The sequence below is a fragment of the Tranquillimonas alkanivorans genome (genome assembly GCF_900115595.1).
GTDB classification, from domain to species: domain Bacteria; phylum Pseudomonadota; class Alphaproteobacteria; order Rhodobacterales; family Rhodobacteraceae; genus Tranquillimonas; species Tranquillimonas alkanivorans.
Window position 1 is genome coordinate 97376 of record NZ_FOXA01000003.1, and the last position, 21027, is coordinate 118402.

22 protein-coding genes are annotated in these 21027 nt (G+C 68.4%); 16 read left to right on the forward strand and 6 right to left on the reverse strand.

The window, feature by feature from the left end; genetic code table 11:
- The 3 genes from betA (at position 1) to BM162_RS05700 (ending at position 2835) form a co-directional block, all read left to right on the forward strand.
- Positions 1-1659, forward strand: coding sequence for a choline dehydrogenase (gene betA, locus BM162_RS05690; protein ID WP_093419458.1), 1659 nt, complete (start codon positions 1-3; stop codon positions 1657-1659).
- A gap of 52 nt (positions 1660-1711) precedes the next feature.
- Positions 1712-2275 (forward strand): hemerythrin domain-containing protein, encoded by a 564-nt coding sequence (locus tag BM162_RS05695; protein ID WP_093419461.1) that lies wholly within the window; start codon positions 1712-1714, stop codon positions 2273-2275.
- 314 nt (positions 2276-2589) lie between these two features.
- Positions 2590-2835, forward strand: coding sequence for an HP1242/YdcH family protein (locus tag BM162_RS05700; protein ID WP_093418941.1), 246 nt, complete (start codon positions 2590-2592; stop codon positions 2833-2835).
- A 21-nt stretch (positions 2836-2856) separates the two neighbouring features.
- Here BM162_RS05700 and BM162_RS05705 read toward each other — a convergent pair whose 3' ends face one another.
- The 3 genes from BM162_RS05705 to BM162_RS05715 form a co-directional block, all read right to left on the reverse strand.
- Positions 2857-3342, reverse strand: coding sequence for an SRPBCC family protein (locus tag BM162_RS05705; protein ID WP_093418943.1), 486 nt, complete (start codon positions 3340-3342; stop codon positions 2857-2859).
- Between the two features lie 62 nt (positions 3343-3404).
- Entirely contained in the window at positions 3405-4796 is a 1392-nt protein-coding gene (locus tag BM162_RS05710) for a helix-turn-helix domain-containing protein (RefSeq protein ID WP_093418946.1), read from the reverse strand.
- A 56-nt stretch (positions 4797-4852) separates the two neighbouring features.
- Positions 4853-6067: a multidrug effflux MFS transporter gene (locus BM162_RS05715; protein ID WP_093418948.1), complete on the reverse strand. Its 1215-nt coding sequence runs from the start codon at positions 6065-6067 to the stop codon at positions 4853-4855.
- Positions 6068-6267: 200 nt separating this feature from the next.
- Here BM162_RS05715 and BM162_RS05720 point away from each other — a divergent pair, with 200 nt between their 5' ends.
- The 7 genes from BM162_RS05720 (at position 6268) to BM162_RS05745 (ending at position 12366) form a co-directional block, all read left to right on the forward strand.
- Positions 6268-7800 carry an acyl-CoA carboxylase subunit beta gene (locus BM162_RS05720; protein WP_093418951.1) on the forward strand — a complete coding sequence of 511 codons (1533 nt, stop codon included), beginning with the start codon at positions 6268-6270 and terminating at the stop codon, positions 7798-7800.
- A 304-nt stretch (positions 7801-8104) separates the two neighbouring features.
- Positions 8105-8239 (forward strand): hypothetical protein, encoded by a 135-nt coding sequence (locus BM162_RS23455; RefSeq protein WP_281243773.1) that lies wholly within the window; start codon positions 8105-8107, stop codon positions 8237-8239.
- A 66-nt stretch (positions 8240-8305) separates the two neighbouring features.
- The gene (locus BM162_RS05725) at positions 8306-8665 is read left to right on the forward strand and encodes a hypothetical protein (RefSeq protein ID WP_093418954.1); all 360 of its coding nucleotides are present in this window, start codon (positions 8306-8308) and stop codon (positions 8663-8665) included.
- A 286-nt stretch (positions 8666-8951) separates the two neighbouring features.
- On the forward strand, positions 8952-9137 hold the full coding sequence (locus BM162_RS05730) for a hypothetical protein (RefSeq protein ID WP_093418956.1): 186 nt from the start codon (positions 8952-8954) through the stop codon (positions 9135-9137).
- 213 nt (positions 9138-9350) lie between these two features.
- Positions 9351-9569: a hypothetical protein gene (locus BM162_RS05735; protein WP_093418959.1), complete on the forward strand. Its 219-nt coding sequence runs from the start codon at positions 9351-9353 to the stop codon at positions 9567-9569.
- Between the two features lie 126 nt (positions 9570-9695).
- Complete coding sequence (locus BM162_RS05740) at positions 9696-11696, forward strand: acetyl-CoA carboxylase biotin carboxylase subunit (RefSeq protein WP_093418962.1); 2001 nt, start codon at positions 9696-9698, stop codon at positions 11694-11696.
- 4 nt (positions 11697-11700) lie between these two features.
- A complete protein-coding gene (locus BM162_RS05745) occupies positions 11701-12366 on the forward strand; it encodes a hypothetical protein (RefSeq protein ID WP_093418964.1) in 666 nt (221 codons plus the stop codon).
- A gap of 196 nt (positions 12367-12562) precedes the next feature.
- Here the strand turns inward: BM162_RS05745 and BM162_RS05750 are convergent, their stop codons facing one another.
- Positions 12563-13069 carry a DUF4174 domain-containing protein gene (locus BM162_RS05750; protein WP_093418967.1) on the reverse strand — a complete coding sequence of 169 codons (507 nt, stop codon included), beginning with the start codon at positions 13067-13069 and terminating at the stop codon, positions 12563-12565.
- Between the two features lie 102 nt (positions 13070-13171).
- Here BM162_RS05750 and scpA point away from each other — a divergent pair, with 102 nt between their 5' ends.
- Positions 13172-15295: a methylmalonyl-CoA mutase gene (gene scpA / locus BM162_RS05755; protein ID WP_093418970.1), complete on the forward strand. Its 2124-nt coding sequence runs from the start codon at positions 13172-13174 to the stop codon at positions 15293-15295.
- Between the two features lie 145 nt (positions 15296-15440).
- Here the strand turns inward: scpA and BM162_RS05760 are convergent, their stop codons facing one another.
- The gene (locus BM162_RS05760; protein ID WP_093418973.1) at positions 15441-15986 is read right to left on the reverse strand and encodes an EF-hand domain-containing protein; all 546 of its coding nucleotides are present in this window, start codon (positions 15984-15986) and stop codon (positions 15441-15443) included.
- A 162-nt stretch (positions 15987-16148) separates the two neighbouring features.
- Here BM162_RS05760 and BM162_RS05765 point away from each other — a divergent pair, with 162 nt between their 5' ends.
- The 5 genes from BM162_RS05765 to BM162_RS05785 are packed head-to-tail and all read left to right on the forward strand — an operon-like array spanning position 16149 to position 19376.
- Positions 16149-16769: a VOC family protein gene (locus tag BM162_RS05765; RefSeq protein WP_342741148.1), complete on the forward strand. Its 621-nt coding sequence runs from the start codon at positions 16149-16151 to the stop codon at positions 16767-16769.
- Complete coding sequence (locus BM162_RS05770) at positions 16766-17251, forward strand: GNAT family N-acetyltransferase (RefSeq protein ID WP_093418978.1); 486 nt, start codon at positions 16766-16768, stop codon at positions 17249-17251. Before BM162_RS05765 ends, BM162_RS05770 begins: the two co-directional genes overlap by 4 nt.
- A 41-nt stretch (positions 17252-17292) precedes the next feature.
- On the forward strand, positions 17293-17973 hold the full coding sequence (locus tag BM162_RS05775; protein ID WP_093418981.1) for a molecular chaperone DjiA: 681 nt from the start codon (positions 17293-17295) through the stop codon (positions 17971-17973).
- A 10-nt stretch (positions 17974-17983) separates the two neighbouring features.
- Positions 17984-19000, forward strand: a complete 1017-nt coding sequence (locus BM162_RS05780; protein WP_093418984.1) for an endonuclease/exonuclease/phosphatase family protein — start codon at positions 17984-17986, stop codon at positions 18998-19000.
- A 37-nt stretch (positions 19001-19037) separates the two neighbouring features.
- Positions 19038-19376 (forward strand): hypothetical protein, encoded by a 339-nt coding sequence (locus BM162_RS05785; RefSeq protein ID WP_093418987.1) that lies wholly within the window; start codon positions 19038-19040, stop codon positions 19374-19376.
- Positions 19377-19472: 96 nt separating this feature from the next.
- On the opposite strand, the gene BM162_RS05790 is transcribed toward BM162_RS05785, so the two are convergent.
- Entirely contained in the window at positions 19473-21023 is a 1551-nt protein-coding gene (locus BM162_RS05790) for a Ppx/GppA family phosphatase (RefSeq protein WP_093418989.1), read from the reverse strand.
- Positions 21024-21027 lie beyond the last annotated feature (4 nt).

Consider the following 21027-nt stretch of genomic DNA (forward strand, 5'->3'; position numbering starts at 1 on the left):
ATGGAAGCGGATTTCGTGATCGTGGGCGCCGGCTCGGCCGGCTGTGCGCTGGCCTATCGCCTGAGCGAGGCGGGCCATTCCGTGCTGGTGATCGAGCACGGCGGCTCGGACGCCGGGCCGTTCATCCAGATGCCGGGGGCGCTGTCGTTCCCGATGAACATGCCGCGCTACGACTGGGGCTACCTGACCGAGCCCGAGCCGCACCTGGGCGGACGACAGCTCGTCTGCCCGCGCGGCAAGGTGATCGGCGGCTCGTCCTCGATCAACGGCATGGTCTATGTGCGCGGCCACGCCCGCGACTTCGACACCTGGGAGGAGATGGGCGCGCGGGGCTGGAGCTACGCCGACGTGCTGCCCTACTACAAGCGGCTCGAGCACTGGCACGACCGGGGCCACGGCGGCGACCCGGCGTGGCGCGGCAAGAAAGGGCCCCTCCACGTCAGCCGCGGCCTGCGGGACAACCCGCTGGTCAAGGCCTTCGTCGAGGCGGGGCGCGAGGCGGGCTATCCCGTCACCGACGATTACAACGGCCAGCAGCAAGAGGGCTTCGGCCCGATGGAGGCGACCATCTGGCGCGGCCGGCGCTGGTCGGCGGCCAACGCCTATCTCAAGCCTGCACTGAAGCGGAAGAACTGCTCGATCGTCCGCGGCCTCGCCACCCGCGTGGTGATCGAGGAGGGGCGCGCCCGCGGCGTCGAGCTCGACCGCAAGGGCTCGCGCGAGGTCATCCGCGCCCGGCGCGAGGTGATCGTCTCGGCCTCGTCCATCAACTCGCCGAAGCTGCTGATGCTCTCGGGCATCGGCCCCGGCGCGCACCTGGGCGAGCACGGCATCGACGTCATCGCCGACCGCCCCGGCGTGGGGCAGAACCTGCAGGACCACCTGGAACTCTATCTCCAGGTCGCCGCCTCGCAGCCGGTCACGCTGTTCCGCTACTGGAGCCTTCTGGGCAAGGCCTATGTCGGCGCCCGCTGGATGCTGACGGGAACGGGGCCGGGGGCCTCGAACCAGTTCGAAAGCGCGGCCTTCATCCGCTCGGCCGCCGGGATCGAGTATCCCGACATCCAGTATCACTTCCTGCCGCTCGCCGTGCGCTACGACGGCAAGGCGGCGGCCGAAGGTCACGGCTTCCAGGCCCACGTCGGGCCGATGCGCTCGAAGTCGCGCGGCAGCGTCAGCCTGCGCTCGACCGACGCCGACGCCGCGCCCTCGATCCGGTTCAACTACATGAGCCACCCCGACGACTGGGCCGAGTTCCGCACCTGCATCCGCCTCACGCGCGAATTGTTCCGCCAGCCGGCCTTCGCGCCCTACTACGGGCACGAGATCCAGCCGGGCGACGGGGTGCAGTCGGACGACGAACTCGACGCCTTCATCAAGGAGCACGCGGAAAGCGCCTATCACCCCTGCGGCACCTGCCGCATGGGCGCGGCGGACGATCCCGACGCGGTGGTGGACCCCGAGGGCCGGGTGATCGGCGTCGAGGGGCTGCGCGTCGCCGACAGCTCGATCTTCCCGCGCATCACCAACGGCAACCTCAACGCGCCGTCGATCATGGTGGGCGAAAAGATCGCCGACCACGTGCTGGGCAAGGGGCCGCTGCCCCGCGACGAGTCCGAGCCCTGGATCAACCCGCGCTGGCAGACATCGCAGAGATAGCCCTGCGCGGATGCACATGGACAGACGCGCGAGGCATGCCTAGATGCGCGGCATGGATCAGAACCTGACGCTCGAACGCCGCGACGGCCTGCCCGACCACCTGCGCGTCCTGCTTGACGCGCTTCCCCGCTCGGGCTGGGAGGCGCACCCCAACTTCAACGGCATGGTGCAGTTCTGGCTGCAGCGCCACCTGATGTTCCGCGACGTGCTGGGGCGGCTGCGGACAGACAGCGAGACCTTCCTCGACGGCAACGTCGACCGCGTGAAGCACGCGCGCGAGACGTCGCGCTACGCGGGTTTCCTGCTCAACGAGCTGCACGCCCACCACCACATCGAGGACATGCACTACTTCCCTGCGCTGGTGGGACTCGACGCGCGTCTGGGCGAGGGGTTCGAACTGCTCGACGCCGACCACCAGGCGCTTGACGGCCACATCCACGCGCTGGCCAAGACAACCAACGGCTTCCTGCACGCGGTCAACCAGCCGGGCGGGCGCGACGCGGCCGGAAAGCTGCACACGGCGCTGACAGGGTTCGAGAGCTTCATCGACCGGCATCTGACCGACGAGGAGGACCTCGTCGTGCCGGTGATCCTGAAATACGCGCCGAAGCTATGACCGACCGTTAGGGCCGGGAAGCTCACACCCCATCTTGAAGGGCGCGTCGCCCGAACCACTCTATCGCCCGGCTGTCTCCACCCTTTGTCACCCCCGCGCAAGCGGGGGCCTCCCACCTTCGGCGCACCGCTCCGGGCACGGGTTGAACGGTGAAAGGTCCCCACTTCCGTGGGAATGACACGCTCGTGGAGATGACGCCCTCGTGCGGTTGACACTTCCGTGGCTATGACCGCCCCGCATTTGATCCTGCTCAAGGCGCGCCCCGTCGCCGCCGCCTATCGTCCTCTTGAAACACGAAGGAGAGGACACCGAAGATGTCGCACACGCCCCACGAGCTTGCCGAGGAGTTCCCGGGTCAGCAGCAGAAGATCGCGGAGCTCAAGGCGAAGGACACGCACTTCGCCCGGCTCGTCGAGGAGTACCACGACGTCAACCGCGCCGTGCACCGCGCCGAGACGCAGGTCGAGCCCACCGACGACGCGCACGAGCACGATCTGCGCAAGCAGCGCATGGCGCTCAAGGACGAGATCGCGCGCAAACTCTCCGAGAGAGCGGCCTGAAAGCCGGGACAGCCGGGATGATCAGGCGGCGGGCGAAGGCTCGCCGCCGTCGTCTTCGCCCTCGGTCGGCCCCTCGACCCGCGCCTTGAAGCGGTCGAAGAACTCGTCCGACAGCTTGCGCGCGGTGCCGTCGATCAGGCGGTTGCCCAGCTGCGCCAGCTTGCCGCCCACCTTGGCGTCGACGACATAGCTCAGCTCCGTGCCCTCGGGCACCTCGGTCAGCTTCACGTCGGCCCGGCCCTTGGCGAAGCCCGCGACGCCGCCCTTGCCCTCGCCCGCGAGCGTATAGCTTTCCGGTGCGTTCACGTTCGACAGCTCGACATGGCCCTTGAAGGTCGCGCGGACCGGGCCGACCTTCTGCTTGACCACGGCATCGAAGCCGTCGTCGGGGTTCCCGGTCAGTTCCTCGCATCCGGGGATGCAGGCGCACAGCGTCTCCGGGTCGTTCAGATGCGTCCAGACGGTTTCGCGATCGGCGGCGATGGTGCGGGTGCCGGTCAGTTCCATGCGCGTGTCTCCCCCTGCGGTTGCCGCAAAGTGCTACCGCGCCGGCGCGAACGGGTAAAGCCTCAGCGCGCGACCTCGTAGGGCAGGGTGCGGCGGCAGTCGGGGTCCACCGTCAGCCGCCGCTCCAGCGGCGGGACCGAGCGTTGATGGCAGTCTCGGCGTTCGCAGATGCGACACGAGATGCCGATGGGCTCGAACGCGCGCGGGTTGGTCAGGTCCAGGTCGTCGGCATAGACCAGATCGCCCGCATGCCGCGTCTCGCATCCCAGCGCGATGGCAAAGCGGCGGGTGGGTGCGCCCCAGGCCCCGCCGGGCTTGGACACGTCGCGCGCCAAGAGCAGGTACCGCACGCCGTCCGGGGTTTCGGCCAGTTGCCGCAGGAAACGGCCCGGCGTCTCGAACGCGCGGTGCACGTTCCACAGCGGACATGCCCCCCCGAACCGCGCGAATTGCAGCGGCGCGGCCGAGTGGCGCTTGGTGATCGTGCCCGCCTGGTCGACGCGGACGAAGAAGAAGGGGATGCCCTTCATTCCCGGCCGTTGCAGCGTCGAAAGCCGGTGCGCCACCTGCTCGATCGACGCGCCGAAGCGGTCCGATAGGCGTTCGAGGTCGTGCCGCGCCTCCTGCGCCGCTGCCAGGAACGGGCGATAGGGCAGAAGCGCCGCGCCCGCGAAATAATTCGCCATGCCGATCTTGGCGATGGCGTGCGCCTCCTCGGTCTGGAACCGGGCAAGGTCAAGCGTCGCCTCGAGCAGCGAGTCCTGCGTCAGCAGCGCCACCTGGTGCAAAAGTTGGAAGCGGCGCGTCGCCGGAGCGGCCCGCGCCGAAAGCGTCAGCGTGCGCGCGCCGGCGTCGTAGACACGCAGCGCCTCGGTGTCCGTCGTGGTCATGCGGATGCGCAGGTCGCGCAAGATGCTTTCGGCCTTCGCCGCCGGGTCGCCGTCGCCCGCGAAACGCTCGGCGGCACGGTCCACGGCGTCGATGTAGTTGCCGCAATAGTGGAAGAAATCCCGCACCTCTTCCCAAGGCGAGGGCTGCACCCGCGCGTCGTCGCGCCCCAGCGCCTCGTCGAGCGACGCCAGCCGCTCGTGGCTCTGCCGGTAGGCCCGGTGCAGGTCGAGAAAGGCGCGCGCCAGTCCGGGCGCGTTCGAGGCGGCCAGCCGCAGGTCGGCGAGCGGCGGCGCATCGCCGCCGAAGACCGGGTCGGCCAGCGCTTCGCGCATGTCCGACACCATTCGCTCGGCCTCGCCCGCGGCCAACTCGCCCACGTTGAAGCCGAACTCAGTCGCCAGCCCCAGCACGACGTGGGTCGAGACGGGGCGGTGGTTGTTTTCCATCTGGTTGAGGTAGGGAAGCGAGACGCCCAGCTTCTCGGCAAAGGCCTTCTGCGTCAGTCCCAGCTTCAGCCGCTGCTCGCGCAGCTTCACCCCGGCATAGAGTTTGCGCGTCGCCATCCCGCCTCCGTCTTTGCAGCAGCAAAGTAGCCTTTGCAAACTCGGCGGCGCAAGTCTCAGCCAACCACGACGCGCTCGCGCCGGATGGTGTAGAGGATCGACAGCAGCGCCAGGGCCGAGGTCGTCACCATCAGCCACAGAAGCGGCGTCGCCCCGCTTCCGGGCGTCAGCAGCGCGCCCGCGACGGCCGACAGTGCCGCGCCGCCGCCGATCATCATCGCGCCGCCCAGCCCGCTGGCCGTGCCCGCAAGGTGGGGGCGCACCGACAGCATGCCCGAGGTGGCGTTGGGCAGCACCATGCCGTTGCCCAGGCCCACGAAGGTCATGAAACCGAAGAACACCCAGTGCGACTGGAAGCCCGCCAAGAATAGCAGCAGCGCCATCGCCATGCCCGAGGTCGTCAGCACCGTGCCGGTCAGGACCATCCCGTTGATGCCCACGCGCACCGAGTAGCGGCCCGAGACGAAGTTGCCGACCATGTAGCCCACCGCCGGCGCGCCGAAGAAGACGCCCAGCGTGGCCGGTTCCATCTCGAACACGACCGACCCGACATAGGGGGCGCCGCCGAGATAGGCGAAGAACGCGCCCGAACACAAAGCCGCCGCCGCGCAATAGCCCCAGAACCGGCGCGAGGTCAGAAGCTCGGGATACTCCGCAATCTGCTCGCGGAAGCTGGCCGACTGCGCCGCCGCGGTCTCTCCCAGGTCACGGTGCGTGATCCACAGCGTGACGCAGCCCAGGATCGCCAGCAGCCAGAAGCTGGCTTGCCAGCCAAAAATCCCGTCGAGCACGCCACCGAGCGCGGGGGCCAGCATCGGGGCGACGGCGGTGCCCATGGTAACGTAGCCGATCATCGATGCCGCCTGTTCCTGGGGAACCATGTCGCGCACCACCGCGCGGCTGAGCACCATGCCGGTGATGATCACCGCCTGCGCCATGCGGAAGCCCAGGAAGATCTCGACCGTCGGCGAGAAGATGCAGCCGATGCTGGCCACGACGAACAGCGCGATCGCCGTCAGCATGACGGGACGGCGGCCATAGCGGTCCGACAGAGGACCGATGAGGATCTGCAACGCACCGTTCACGGCGAGGTACAGCGCCACCGAAAGTTGCATGATCCGGTACTCGGTGTCGAAGTATGCGGTCATGTTGGGCAGCGACGGCAGGAACACGTTCATCGACAGCGCCGAGATCCCGGCAAGCAGGATCAGCGTTCCGATATGGGGCGGGGTGGTGCGGTCGAGGAAGCGGACCGTCTTGGCGTCTGACATGCAGGGGATTTAGGCCTCCGGCCCCGGTCTTGTCCATCGCGCGCGCCGGACGGGGCGCATGTGCGGGCTTGCGCATCCTGAGATTTGCAGGTTCGCAGTTTTCCCGACGGTGCTGCAAAACAGTTTGCAAATTTGCGCCTTCAGGCTTTTGCGCCGCGCTGCGCTCCACTAGGCTCGCGCGGAAACGAAGGGAGCGGGACATGATCGACATTCTCGACGAACTCGAGGCGCGGCGCGAGACCGCTCGCATGGGCGGCGGCGCCCGGCGGATCGAGGCGCAGCACGCCAAGGGCAAGCTCACCGCGCGCGAGCGGATCGAGCTTCTGCTCGACGAGGGCTCGTTCGAAGAGTTCGACATGTTCGTCACCCACCGCTGCACGGATTTCGGGATGGAGGCCAGCAAGCCCGCCAGCGACGGCGTGGTAACCGGCTGGGGCACGATCAACGGGCGCATGGTCTATGTCTTCAGCCAGGACTTCACCGTGTTCGGCGGGTCGCTGTCCGAAACGCATGCCCAGAAGATCTGCAAGATCATGGACATGGCGATGCAGAACGGCGCGCCGGTGATCGGGCTGAACGACTCGGGCGGGGCGCGCATCCAGGAAGGCGTCGCCTCGCTCGCCGGGTATGCCGAGGTGTTCCAGCGCAACGTCCTGGCCTCGGGGGTGATCCCGCAGATCAGCGTCATCATGGGCCCCTGCGCGGGCGGCGCGGTCTATTCGCCCGCGATGACCGACTTCATCTTCATGGTGCGTGACACGTCCTACATGTTCGTCACCGGCCCGGAGGTCGTGAAGACGGTCACGAACGAGCACGTCACGTCCGAGGAACTGGGCGGCGCCTCGACCCACACCAGGAAGTCGAGCGTGGCCGACGCCGCGTTCGAGAACGACGTCGAGGCGCTGATCGAGGTGCGGCGGCTGGTGGATTTCCTGCCGCTCAACAACCAGGCGAAGCCGCCCAAGCGGCCCTTCTTCGACGACCCGGCGCGGGTCGAGGACAGCCTGGACACTCTGGTGCCCGAGAACCCGAACATGCCCTTCGACATGAAGGAGCTGATCGCGAAGGTCGGGGACGAGGGCGACTTCTACGAGATCCAGGAGGATTTCGCGAAAAACATCGTCACCGGCTTCATCCGCCTCGAGGGCTCGACCGTGGGCGTCGTGGCGAACCAGCCGATGGTGCTGGCCGGGTGCCTAGACATCGACAGCTCGCGAAAGGCGGCGCGGTTCGTGCGCTTCTGCGACGCGTTCGAGATCCCGATCCTGACCTTCGTGGACGTCCCCGGCTTCCTGCCCGGCACGGGGCAGGAGCACGGCGGCGTCATCAAGCACGGGGCGAAGCTGCTGTTCGCCTATGGCGAGGCGACGGTGCCGAAGGTGACGGTGATCACGCGCAAGGCCTATGGCGGGGCCTATGACGTCATGGCGTCCAAGCACCTGCGCGGCGACTTCAACTATGCCTGGCCCACCGCCGAGATCGCGGTGATGGGCGCGAAGGGGGCGACTGAGATCCTGTATCGTTCCGAACTGGGCGACCCCGAGAAGATCGCGGCGCGGACGAAGGAGTACGAGACGAACTTCGCCAATCCCTTTAAGGCGGCCGAGCGCGGCTTCATCGACGAGGTGATCATGCCGCACTCGACCCGCCGCCGGGTCTGCCGGGCCTTCGCCTCGCTGCGCAACAAGCAGCTGAAGAACCCGTGGAAGAAGCACGACAACATTCCGCTGTGACCGGCCGCGCCGCCCGACCGGCGGCGGGCGCGGACACACCGGCGGCGGGCGTCCGCCGCAGCAGGCACACGCGTGTGGGAGGAACCCTGATGCGCACACAACATCTTGAGCAACGTCCGGCCGCCGAAACGGCCCTTGGCGCAGCCCGGCAACATCTCCGATGCCCTCTAAATATCCGGTATTCATCCTCTTTTCGGTGCGGTATTGTGCTGCCCGGAGGGCCCTGCGGGGTCCCGCCTTTCGGGGAATCAAGGGCCGGCGCCGCCGGTCTCACGGTTCTTCACAAGTGTAAGAGGAGACTGAGATGTCGAAGAGCATCAAAGCCGTCATGGCCCTGGGCCTCGTTGCGTTCGTCGCTGCCTGCGCCCCGGCCGAGGAAGAAGTCGTTTACGTCGAGCCGGCCCCTGTTCAGGCCGAGCCCGTCTACAACAAGTACTGAGTACTTGGACGGACGGGCGTTCGCGCCCGTCCGCATCCCCGCCGCCCCCCGGCCGGAGGGCGCGGCATGATCAAGCATCGCGGTTTTCCCGGCCGCCTGACCGGCACCGATTTCCAGTTCACCATCCGCCGTCCGAACCCGCGTGGGGCCACGCCGATCATCCGGCGCGAGCGCTATGCCGACCGCCGCCCGGCGGACCGGCGCGCCGACGTGTTCTTCATGGCGGCCCTGTGGGAGCAATTCGGGGAAGAGCCGTTCGAGCGCGGCAACCTCGACGCCGGGCGGCTTTCGTGGCTTTTCGGGCGCGAGGTCGTGGCGGCCGAGGATCCGTTCGATCCCGAAAGCTATGAAGCGCTTCTGCGTATCGACCGCGCCCGGGCCGAGGCGAGCTTTCCAGAGGTCTTCGCGGACGAGGGATCGGCGTGATCGCGCCGGGGGCAGGGCAGGCTCGGCGGGATTTGGCGCATGGTGACGCGGCGTCCGTTTTCGCCTTCTCGGCTGGAGCGAATCCGGCGACAGTTTGTTTCGAGGCGGTTCCCTCCAGCACCGAGGCCGCCTCGTGTTGTCAATACCGTTACCCTTCCCCTTCTGAGTGGTTCGTCCCCCCGGGCGAACCACTTTTTCTTCCCTGTTTCCTGTCGGTTGCAGGTGTCTTGGAACGTCGCGCGCTTCCGCGTGTTGGGCTCGCGATCAACCAAGAAGGAGATTTCCGATGCTGGGTAAGAACGTCCTGCTGCTTCTCGCCGGTGCCCTGGGCCTCGCGGCCTGCGGCGACACCTATTTCGAGCGTGGCGCGACCGGCGCCGCCGCGGGCGCGGTCGCGGGCGAGGTCGTGGCGGACGAGCCGCTGGCCGGTGCCGCGATCGGCGGTGCGGGCGGCGTGCTCACCGCCAACTGATCCGGGCGGCGCGTGGGCGGGGCCGGAGCGCTCCCGCCCGCGCCATCTGACCGCTTTACAGGATCGCGTGGCTCTCTATGCCGCGCGTCTTTCGTCCAGTGCGTCTGCTGGGCGGCTTCTTGCCACCCCTATCCTTCGCTCGCGAATTAACGTTGCGCAGGCGGCGGAAACGCGTCTTTCTGCGCGCGAGGCAGACCATTCAAGGGGACGAATATGGGCAAGACACTCATCATCGGCAGCATCGCTCTTCTGGGGCTCGCGTCCTGCGGGCAGACCGACCTGTCGCGCGGCGCAAGCGGTGCGGGCATCGGCGCCTTCGCGGCTGCCGCGACCGACAACGATCCGGTGCTGGGCGCGCTGGCCGGCGGTGCCGCTGGCGCCATGTGCGATGACGTCGCGCCGCAGCTCTGCCCGAACTACCGCGGGTACTGATTTTCCGGCCGCGCCCCGCGCGCGGCTCGACACGCATTCGAACGCCGTCGGGGCCGTGTGCCCCGGCGGCGTTTTCTATTCTTCGCGCCCGCGCAGAGGGGCCGGGGACGAGGGAAGGGGACGGAGATGTTCAAGAAAATCCTGATCGCCAACCGGGGCGAGATCGCCTGCCGCGTGATCAAGACCGCGCGCAAGATGGGCATCGCCACCGTCGCCGTCTATTCCGACGCCGACAAGACCGCGCTGCACGTGTCGATGGCGGACGAGGCGGTGCATATCGGCCCGCCGCCGGCCAACCAGTCCTACATCGTGATCGACCGGATCATCGAGGCGATCCGCAAGACGGGTGCCCAGGCGGTGCATCCCGGCTATGGTTTCCTGTCCGAGAACCCGAAGTTCGCCCAGGCGCTGGAAGCCGAGGGCGTGGCCTTCGTCGGCCCGCCGGTGAAGGCGATCGAGGCGATGGGCGACAAGATCACCTCGAAGAAGATCGCGCAGGAGGCCGGGGTCTCGACCGTTCCCGGCTACATGGGCCTGATCGAGGACGCCGAGGAGGCCGTACGCATCAGCCGCGACATCGGCTACCCGGTGATGATCAAGGCCAGCGCCGGCGGCGGCGGCAAGGGCATGCGGATCGCCTGGGACGACGACGAGGCGCGGCAGGGCTTCCAGTCGTCGAAGAACGAGGCCGCGTCCAGCTTCGGCGACGACCGCATCTTCATCGAGAAGTTCGTCACCCAGCCCCGCCACATCGAGATCCAGGTCCTCGCCGACCAGCACGGCAACTGCATCTATCTCGGCGAACGCGAATGCTCGATCCAGCGGCGGAACCAGAAGGTGATCGAGGAGGCGCCGTCGCCGTTCCTTGATGAAGCGACGCGCAAGGCGATGGGCGAGCAGGCCGTCGCGCTGGCGCAGGCGGTGGGGTATACCAGCGCTGGCACCGTCGAGTTCATCGTGGACGGGGAAAAGAACTTCTATTTCCTCGAGATGAACACCCGCCTTCAGGTCGAGCACCCGGTCACCGAGCTGATCACCGGCATCGACCTGGTCGAGCAGATGATCCGCGTGGCGAACGGCGAGCCGCTGTCGATCGCGCAACAGGACGTGAAACTGAACGGCTGGGCGATGGAGAGCCGGCTTTATGCCGAGGATCCGTACCGCAACTTCCTGCCCTCCATCGGCCGTCTCACGCGCTATCGCCCGCCGAAGGAGCTCGCCAACGGCACCGGAGTCGTGCGCAACGATACCGGCGTCTTCGAGGGCGGCGAGATCAGCATGTTCTACGACCCGATGATCGCGAAGCTCTGCACCTGGGGGCCGACGCGGTCCGAGGCGATCGAGGGGATGCGCGTGGCGCTGGATTCCTTCGAGGTCGAGGGCATCGGGCACAACCTGCCGTTCCTGTCGGCGGTGATGGACCATCCGAAGTTCGTCGCGGGCGACATGACCACCGCCTTCATCGCCGAGGAGTATCCCGAGGGCTTCGACGGCGTGACGCTGGGGCAGGTGGAGCTGCGGCGCGTCGCGGCCTCGGCCGCCGCGATGCACCGGGTGGCCGAGATCCGGCGCACCCGCGTGTCGGGCCGCATGGACAACCACGAGCGCAAGGTGGGCCGCGACTGGGTCGTGTGGATCGACGGCGAGGGCTTCGCCTGCACCGTGGACGCCGACCGCGAGGGTGCGACGGTGACGTTCGGGGACGGCACGGCGCACCGCGTCGCCTCGGACTGGACGCCGGGCCAGCCGCTGGCCGTGCTCGACGTGGACGGCGCGCCGCTGATCCTGAAGGTCGGCAAGATGACCGGCGGCTTCCGCATCCGCACCCGTGGCGCGGACCTGCGGGTGCACGTCTTCTCGCCCCGTCAGGCCGAACTCGCCGCGCTGATGCCCGAAAAGCAGGAGGCCGACACCTCGAAGCTCCTTCTCTGCCCGATGCCGGGTCTGATCGTGAAGATCGACGTGGAAGAGGGGCAGGAGGTGCAGGAGGGCCAGCCGCTCTGCACCGTGGAAGCCATGAAGATGGAGAACATCCTGCGCGCCGAGCGAAAGGCCGTCGTGTCGAAGATCAACGCCGGGCCGGGCGACAGCCTGGCCGTGGACGAGGTGATCATGGAGTTCGAGTGAGCCGATGACCAGGGCAGCGCTTCTCTGGACCACGGGTGCCGGCGCGGTCGCGCTGGCGGCGCTGGTGCTGTGGGCGGTGCCGTTCGACTGGTCAGAGGTGCGCGTGCAGCAGGCCACGATCGCCGCCGTCGTGGTGGCTGCCGGCTGGTTCATGGGCTTTCTGCTGCGCGAGATCGGGCAGCAACTCAGCCGCTCGGAACGGCTGCGCGACGCGCACCGGGCGCTCTATGCCGAGATCCAGCACAACCTCGGCAACCTCGGCACGGCGGAAGAGTTGCAGGGCTTCGGGCAGGAGATGCTCGGCCGCATCCGCGACGCCGACGGCTTCGTCCCCTTCATCCCGCGCGAGCGAAACGACACTGTTTTCCGCGCGCTGGTGTCCGAGATCCACATCCTTCCGCGCACCAGCATCGACCCGGTGGTGCAGTATTACAGCCAACTCGCCGCGCTGGACGCGCTGGTAGACGACATGCGGGGCGACAGCTTCAAGACGATGTCGCCGCTCAGGCGGGCCGACATCTATACCGATTACATCGGCATCAAGCTGCGGCTGATCGAGTACGGGAACGAGGCGCTGGCCACCATCGACGCTTACGCGAAGGGCGGGCGGCGGAAGGCGCGGAGAGTGTCGGAGAAACGGCGCGCGGCCCGGCGGGAGGCGCAGGCATGAGCGCGCGGCCCACCGCCCCGCGCCCGGCGTCAGTAGCCGGGGCGCGGCCCGTTGCGACCCTCGAACGGGCCCGTGGATTTCTGAGGCTTTGCGGCAGCCATGTCGCGTCCTCCTCTGGCGTCGGCGGGACAGGATGCCCCGGCGACCGTTACCCAAGATATAAGCAACCGGGCGGCATCGCGCAACGCGCGGCGTCTCAGCCGCGGCTCTGGTCGCGCATTTCCTGCTGGCGCAGCGGCATCTTGTCGATGGCCCGCGACAGTTCGCGCACGCTCCACGGGAACGGCTTGCGCAACTCGACGTCGCCGTCCTTGCCCATCAGCACCAGCGCGAACCCGCGCGGGCGCAGGCGGCTGCGCAGGTCCGACCTCTGCGACGGATCGCTGTCCGAGATAAGCACCACGTCGCGGCGCACCAGCTCGCCCGGATCACGGGTCAGGTTGTCGATCTGTTCCTGGAACGACGGGTCAACGGGCGTGTCGGCGAACACGACGATGGGCCGGGCGATCCATTTGAACGTGTCGATATCGACCTCGCTGGCGTCGAAGACGGTGGTCGGATCGGCCTGCCACGCCTCGATCGGCGAAAGGATCTCGGCGTCGGGAAGCTGCTCGGCCACCGGGGTCTCGGCCCCGCCGGCATCTTGCGCGGCAAGCGGAAGCGCAAGGGTCGCCGAGAGTATCAGTGAAAAGATCGCGCGCATTATCCCTCCTGTTACCTCAGATATAGGGCAGGGCCGCGCGAAAACGAAGGGTACGATGGGTCTGTCACGGCCCCGTGTGCCCGAAGGCGGAGAGGATAAGCCATGAGCGACTGGAAGAGCCTTGCCGAACGCGAACTGAGGGGCCGGCCGCTGGACGAACTGACCTGGCACACGGCCGAGGGCATCGACGTGAAGCCGGTCTACGGCCCCGACGATGTCGAGGGGCTCGAGCACGCGGGCGGAATGCCGGGCGTGCCGCCCTTCACGCGCGGCCCCCGTGCAACGATGTACGCGGGCCGGCCGTGGACCATCCGGCAGTACGCCGGCTTCTCGACGGCCGAGGAATCCAACGCCTTCTACCGCCGCGCGCTCGCCGCCGGGCAGCAGGGCGTGTCGGTGGCCTTCGACCTCGCCACCCACCGCGGCTACGATAGCGACCATGAACGGGTCGAGGGCGACGTGGGCAAGGCGGGGGTCGCCATCGATTCGGTCGAGGACATGAAGATCCTCTTCGACGGCATCCCGCTTCAGGACATTAGCGTGTCGATGACCATGAACGGCGCGGTGATCCCGGTGCTCGCCAGCTTCATCGTCGCCGGGGAGGAGCAGGGCGTGGACCGTGCGCAGCTTTCGGGCACGATCCAGAACGACATCCTCAAGGAGTTCATGGTGCGGAACACCTATGTGTATCCGCCCGAGCCCTCGATGCGGATCGTGGCCGACATCATCGAGTTCACCTCGACCCAGATGCCGCGCTTCAACTCGATCTCGATCAGCGGCTACCACATGCAGGAGGCCGGGGCGAACCTGGTGCAGGAGCTCGCCTTCACGCTTGCCGACGGCAAGGAATACGTGAAGGCGGCTGTGGGGCGCGGCATGGACGTGGACGCCTTCGCCGGGCGGCTGTCGTTCTTCTTCGCCATCGGCATGAACTTCTTCATGGAGGCCGCCAAGCTGCGCGCCGCGCGCTTCCTGTGGCACGAGATCATGCAGGAGTTCGGGCCGAAGAAGCCGCAATCCTCGATGCTGCGCACCCACTGCCAGACCTCGGGCGTGAGCCTGGCCGAGCAGGACCCCTACAACAACATCGTGCGCACCGCCTACGAGGCGATGAGCGCAGTGCTGGGCGGCACGCAGTCGCTGCACACGAACTCCTTCGACGAAGCCATTGGTTTGCCGACCGACTTCTCGTCGCGCATCGCGCGGAACACGCAGCTGATCCTGCAGAACGAGACGGGCGTGACCAACGTCGTCGATCCGCTGGCCGGCTCCTACTACGTCGAGAAGCTCACCGCCGACCTGATCGACGCCGCGCGCGAAGTGATCCGCGAGGTGGACGAGATGGGCGGGATGACGAAGGCCGTGGCCTCCGGCATGCCCAAGCTGAGGATCGAGGAGGCCGCGGCGCGCAAGCAGGCGGCCATCGACCGGGGCGAAGAGGTCATCGTCGGCGTCAACAAGTTCCGGCTCGAGAAGGAAGAAGAGATCGACGTTCTCGACATCGACAACGTGAAGGTGCGCGAGGGCCAGATCCGGCGGCTGGAGAAGGTGCGCGCCGAGCGCGACCAGGCGGCCTGCGACGCGGCGCTCGAAGAGCTGTCGCGCCGGGCGAAAGAGGGCGGCAACCTTCTGGAAGCCGCGGTCGAGGCCGCACGGGCACGGGCCACAGTGGGAGAGATCTCGATGGCGATGGAAAAGGTGTTCGGCCGCCACAGGGCCGAGGTGAAGACGCTCGCCGGCGTCTATGGCGCGGCCTACGAGGGCGACGAGGGCTTCGCCGCCATTCAGAAGGACGTGGAGGCCTTCGCCGAGGAAGAGGGCCGGCGCCCCCGGATGCTGGTGGTGAAGATGGGGCAGGACGGCCACGACCGCGGCGCCAAGGTCATCGCCACCGCCTTCGCCGATATCGGCTTCGACGTGGACGTCGGCCCGCTGTTCCAGACGCCCGAGGAGGCGGCGCAGGACGCGGTGGACAACGACGTGCACATCGTCGGCATCTCGTCCCAGGCGGCAGGCCACCGAACGCTCGCGCCGAAGCTGGTCGCGGCGCTGAAGGCGCAGGGCGCCGGCGACATCCTGGTGATCTGCGGCGGCGTTATCCCGCAGCAGGATTACGATTTCCTGAAGAAGGCCGGCGTGAAGGCCATCTTCGGACCGGGCACGAACATCCCCGAGGCCGCCCGCGACATCCTGCGCCTGATCCGGGAGACGCGGACGGCGGCGTAGGGCAGGGCGCTACGAGCGGCCGCGTGACTGTCCTTCCAGGCGGACGCGGTCGCGTTTCGCCCGTCCGGCCGGCGCGACCGCGATCCACTCACGAGAAAGGCCCGCCACGAGGGCGGGCCATTCCAAGAAGACAAACGATCCGGCCTCAGATACCGAAATCGTCCAGCAGGAATTCGTCGTCGTCGATCAGGTCGTCGTTGTTCCAGTCGGCGTAGTCGTAGGTCAGATCACCGATCTCGTTCTCGTCGTAGTAGCCGTCCGAGTCGATGTCGTACCCACTGAACATGTTATAGTTGCCACCCATCGCGGCCGAGAATTCCTCGCGCGAGATGATGTCGTTGCCGTCCGGGTCCCAGACGGCGGGCGACAGGTCGACCGTCTCTTCGCCCACGCGGGTGTCCACCCAGGTGTCCCATTCGCTGATGGTAAGCGTGCCGTCGTTGTCCAGGTCCATCATCCCGTAGGTGGCGTCCGACAACTCGGTGATGCTCAGCCGGGCGTCGTCGTCCATGTCCCAGTCGTCGAACGTGCCGCTTTCGTCGAAGCCCACGCCGTACTCGTCGGCGTCGAGAAAGCCGTCCTCGTCTACGTCGTACATCGACAGGTCGGGCGTCAGGTCGTCCTGCGCCAAGCCGGCGGGCGCGGCCAGAAGAAGCGCCAGGGCGCTGGTCGTCGTGATGCGGGTCAGCATGATCGTCCTCGCAATTTACGGTTCAACTTTCCCCCACAACGCATCGCGCCGCGTAAGTTTCCCGCGGCCCGGCCCGAGAGCTGCGGTGGCGCTGGAAGATTCAGGCCTTCCCGGATGCCGAATCAGCGCATAGGCTCGCGCAGATGTGCAGGAGGTAAAGTCGTGGCGATTGCCCTCGATCATCTCGCGGTCTCGGCCGAGACCCTCGACGGCGGTGTCGCGCATGTCGAAACGGCGCTTGGCGTTGCGCTCGCGCCCGGCGGGCGGCATCCCGACATGGGCACGCACAACCGCCTGCTGTCGCTCGGCCCCGATCTTTACCTGGAGGTGATCGCCGTGGACCCGGCCGCCGCACCGCCGAAGCGCCGCCGCTGGTTCGGGCTCGACGGGTTCGCGGGGCCGCCGCGGATGACCAACTGGATCCTGCGTTCGGACGCGCTCGACGACGACCTGGCCGCCGCGCCGCCCGGATCGGGCGATCCGCTCGACCTCGCCCGCGGCGACCTGCGCTGGCGCATGGCGGTGCCGTGCGACGGGTTGCTGCCGTTCGACGGCGCCTCGCCCGCGCTCCTGCAATGGCACTGCGCGGATCACCCGGCCCGGCGACTGCCCGACTCCGGCTGCCGGCTGAAGGCGCTGGTGATCGAACATCCCGAGGCCGCCGAACTCGCCACCGCCTGGCCCGCGCTGATGACGCTGCCCGACGTGCTGCTGCGGCAGGGGCCGACGCTGCGCCTCACCGCCTCGATCGAGACACCGCACGGGCGGCGGAGCCTGTCTTGATCCGGCCCGCCCGGCCGGACGACGCGCCCGGCATCTGCGCCATCTGGAACGGGTTCATCCGCGACACGCTGGTCACCTTCAACCCTATCGAGAAGACGCCGGAGGACGTCGCGGCGCTGATCTCGGGCCGGGCACGCGACGGCCACGGCACCTTCGTCGCCGACAGTGACGGTCGGATCGACGGCTTCGCCACCTACGGCCAGTTCCGATCCGGTGTGGGCTATGCGCGAACCATGGAGCACACCGTGCTCCTGTCACCGGCCGCGCAGGGCAGGGGAACGGGTCGCGCGTTGATGGACGAGTTGATCGCCCACGCCCGCGCGGGCGGTGCGCACAGCCTGTTCGCCGGCGTGAGCTCGGGCAATCCCGTCGGGCGCGCCTTCCACGCCCGGCTGGGGTTCGAGGAGGTCGCGGTGCTGCCCAAAGTCGGCTTCAAGAACGACCATTGGCTCGACCTCCATTTGATGCAATTGCGGCTTTAGGCGGGCCTGACACCGCCGCGCCGGGGCATTAGTCTGCGCCCATGTCGATCTGGACCCTCATCGCCGACGCGCTCTCGGCCCTCGCCTCGGGTGAGGGGCTGGCCGCTGTCTTCGACCGCCTGCGCGCGCCGCCGCAGCGCTCGGTCGCCTTCACCATCGCCGTCATCGCGCTGGGCGCCAAGATGGCCAAGGCCGACGGGCTGGTGACCCGGGACGAGGTCATGGCCTTCCGCGAGGTCTTCCTGATCCCGCCGGGGCAGGAACAGAACGCGGCCCGTGTCTACAACCTCGCCCGGCAGGACGTGGCGGGCTTCGACGAATACGCCCGCCGCGTCGGCGCCATGTTCGGCCCCGACGATCCGGTTCTGGGCGACCTGATGGAGGGGCTTTTCCACATCGCCATGGCCGATGGCGACTTCCACCCCGCGGAAGAGGAATTCCTGCAGACCGTCGCCCGCCGGCTGGGCATGCGCGACCGCGCCTTCCGCGCCATCCGTGCCCGCTTCGTCCCCGACGCCGACCCCGACCCGTGGGAGGTGCTGGGCGTCGAGCCCGGCGCCCCGCTCGACGAGGCGCGCGCCGCCTGGCGCCGGATCGTCCGCGAAAGCCACCCCGACCGGATGCTCGCGCGTGGCGTGCCCGAGGAAGCCGTGCGCCTGGCCGAAAGCCGCCTGATCGACGTGAACCGCGCCTGGGAAGAAATCAGCGCGGGACGGGCCTGAGGGCCGGCCGGTGCGCATCGCGACCTGGAACGTCGAGTGGTTCTCGGCCCTCTTCGCGGACGACGGGCGCGTGCTGGACGATGCCGAGCCTTCGTGGCGCGAAGGCGTGAACCGCGCCGACCAGCTTGCCGCCATCGCCATCGTGCTCACGGCCATGGACGCCGACGCGGTCATGGTGATCGAGGCACCGGACACCAGCCCCCACCGCTCGGGCGTGCGGGCGCTGGAAAGCTTCGCACGGTACTTCGACCTGCGCACGCGCCGCGCCGTGATCGGCTTCGCCAACGACACCAAGCAAGAGATCATCCTGCTTCAAGACCCCGACAAGCTGATGGCCGAGCATGACCCGAGGGGCGACCCGGTGCAGCGCGCAGGGGCGTTCCCGCGCTTCGACTCCCGCTTCAAGGTCGACCTCGGCAACGGCGCGGGAAGCGAGCGGGTGACCTGGTCGAAACCGCCGCTGGAGCTTGCGGTGACCACGGCGCAGGGAACGCGCCTGCGCATGATCGGCGTGCACGCCAAGTCCAAGGCGCCGTCGGGCGCGCGTAGCGAGGCCGAGATCCGCCGCCGCGCGCGCGCGGCCCGCCGCAAGCACGTGGCGCAGTGCCTTTGGCTGCGCGGTCGCGCCGACGAGCATCTCGCCGCCGGTGACCCGTTGATCCTGCTGGGCGACCTCAACGACGGTCCGGGCCTCGACGCGCACGAACGCGACCTGGGCCGCTCGGGTCTGGAAATCGTGCTCGACGGCGACGGGGGGGCGCCGCTCCACGACCCGCACGCCCGCGCGGCCATCGCGCGGCCTGACCGCGCCCCCACCACCGCGCGGTTCTTCCTGCCCGAGGAGGATCGCTGCCTCACCGCGCTGCTCGACTACGTGATGGTATCGCCGGATCTCGCCGCGCGGCAGGGCAGGTGGCGCATCTGGCACCCGCTCGACGACCCCGGATGCCGGGACACGCCCGAGCTGCGCGAGGCGCTGCTGACCGCCTCCGACCACTTTCCCGTCACCCTCGACATCGACATCTGAGCCTTCAACGGTGCGGCCCGTGCACTATATCCGGGGTATGATCCGAACCCTGCTCATCACCCTCGCCCTCGCCGCCCCCCTGCCGCTCGCCGCGCAGGAGGCCCCGCGGCAAGACATGGAAGAGGGCGTCGACCTGCTGTCGGAAGGCGCGCGCACGCTTCTGCGCGGCCTGCTCGACGAGGTCGAGCCGCACATGCGCGAGATGGCCGAGGCGCTCGAGGGCTGGGACCTCGAAGGTCTCAGCGTGGACGATCTGACGAACTACCACGCGCCCGAGGTGCTGCCCAACGGCGACATCATCATCCGCCGCAAGACCCCGCTCGCCCCCGACGAGCCGCCGTTTCCCCGCGACCCCGAAAGCGAGATCGAACTCTAAGGCCGCCGAAGCGCCCGCTCCATCTTCGGTCCAGAAATATCCTCGGGGGGAGCGCCGCCAGGCGCGGGGGGCAGACAGCCCCCCGGCCACGCCGGATCAGCCGCGTGCGCGCTTTGATTTCACGACCGTCTCGGCCTCCAGCACCGAGCCCAGCGCCTTGAAACGGGACTGCGCCACCTCGCCGAACAGGTCGCTCGCTTCCGGCGTCAGCAACAGTTCCAGCTTCTTCAGCTTGGGATACCACCGCAACTCGCCCAGCGATCCGGGGGTCGAGGCCGAGAACATCGCGCCGAACCGCATGGCGCGGCCCAGCACCTCGGCGCGTTTCAGGTCCTCGGGGGCCAGGATCGAGATCACGTCGCCCAGCCGCGTACCCGATCGGCTGTTCTTGTAGCGGTGTAGCAGTGACAGGCCCAGGAACACCCGTTCCTTGTGGGTCAGCCCGCCCAGGTTGGCGCGCGTGGCGTTGTCGAAGCAGGCCTCGTGCCGGTAATCAGGGTGCGCGCGCCAGCTCACGTCGTGCAGCAGGCAGGCGGCGCGGACCATGCGCTGCCACTTGAACGGCTCGCCCTTGAACAGCGGGAACACGAAGTCGTAAAGCGCGCGGCCGAAGCCGGGCAGGCGCGCGTCCTTCTTCTCGGCGAAGCGACAGGATTCGATCAGCGGGTCGCGGTCGCGCAGGTGCTGGGGCATCTGTTCGTAAAGCAGCCCCTCGCGGATGCCGTAGCTCGACACCGCGATCTCCTTGGGCTTGAATTTGCGCACCAGCGCCTTGAGCACCTGGCTGGCCAGCGGCACCAGTGACATCCGCGCCTCGCCGATCCCGGTCTTGGACCGCAGCTCCGACACCTCGTGCTCGCCGATCCATTTGACCGTGTCCATCACCGCCGAGGGCGACATGCGGTATTCGTGCAGGACGTGCAGCGGATAGCCACGCCGCTCCATGTCCAGCCGGGCGATGGCCCGCCACGACCCGCCGACCAGGAACAGGCGTTTGTGGTCGGTCCCCATCTCCTCGACCAGCCCGTCCATGACGCGGGCGATCTCGGCCTTCAGCCCCTTCTTGCCGCCCGGCACGCCCTGGAGCCGCAGGGGGCCGAGTGGCGAGGTCTGGCGGGGACCCACGGCGCCGTCGCCGATCTGCGCAAGCTCCATGGACGAACCGCCGATGTCGCAGACCAGTCCCCGCGCACCCGGCCAGCCCAGAAGCACGCCCTGCGCCGACAGCCGGGCCTCCTCGCGCCCATCGATGACCCAAAGCTTCAGGCCTGTCTGGCGCTCGACCTCCTCGACGAAGGCTGGGCCGTCCTCGGCCTCGCGCACGGCGGCGGTGGCCACGACGGTCAGGGGCGTGGCTCCCATCCCCTCGGCCAGCCGGGCAAAGCGCTTGAGCGCCGCCATGGCGCGCACGCGCCCCTCGGGGTGCAGGCGGCCGGTTTCGTTGAACCCGCCGCCGAGCCCGGCCATGACCTTTTCGTTGAAGAAATAGGCGGGTGAGCGGGCCGCGCCGTCGAAGACGACGAGACGGACCGAGTTCGACCCCACGTCCACGACGCCGACGCGGCTGAGCGCGCGGGCGGACGGGTCGTCGAACAGCGGGCGTCCGAAGATGCCCCAGTCCTCCTTGGCAGGCGTCGCGTCGTCCATGCGG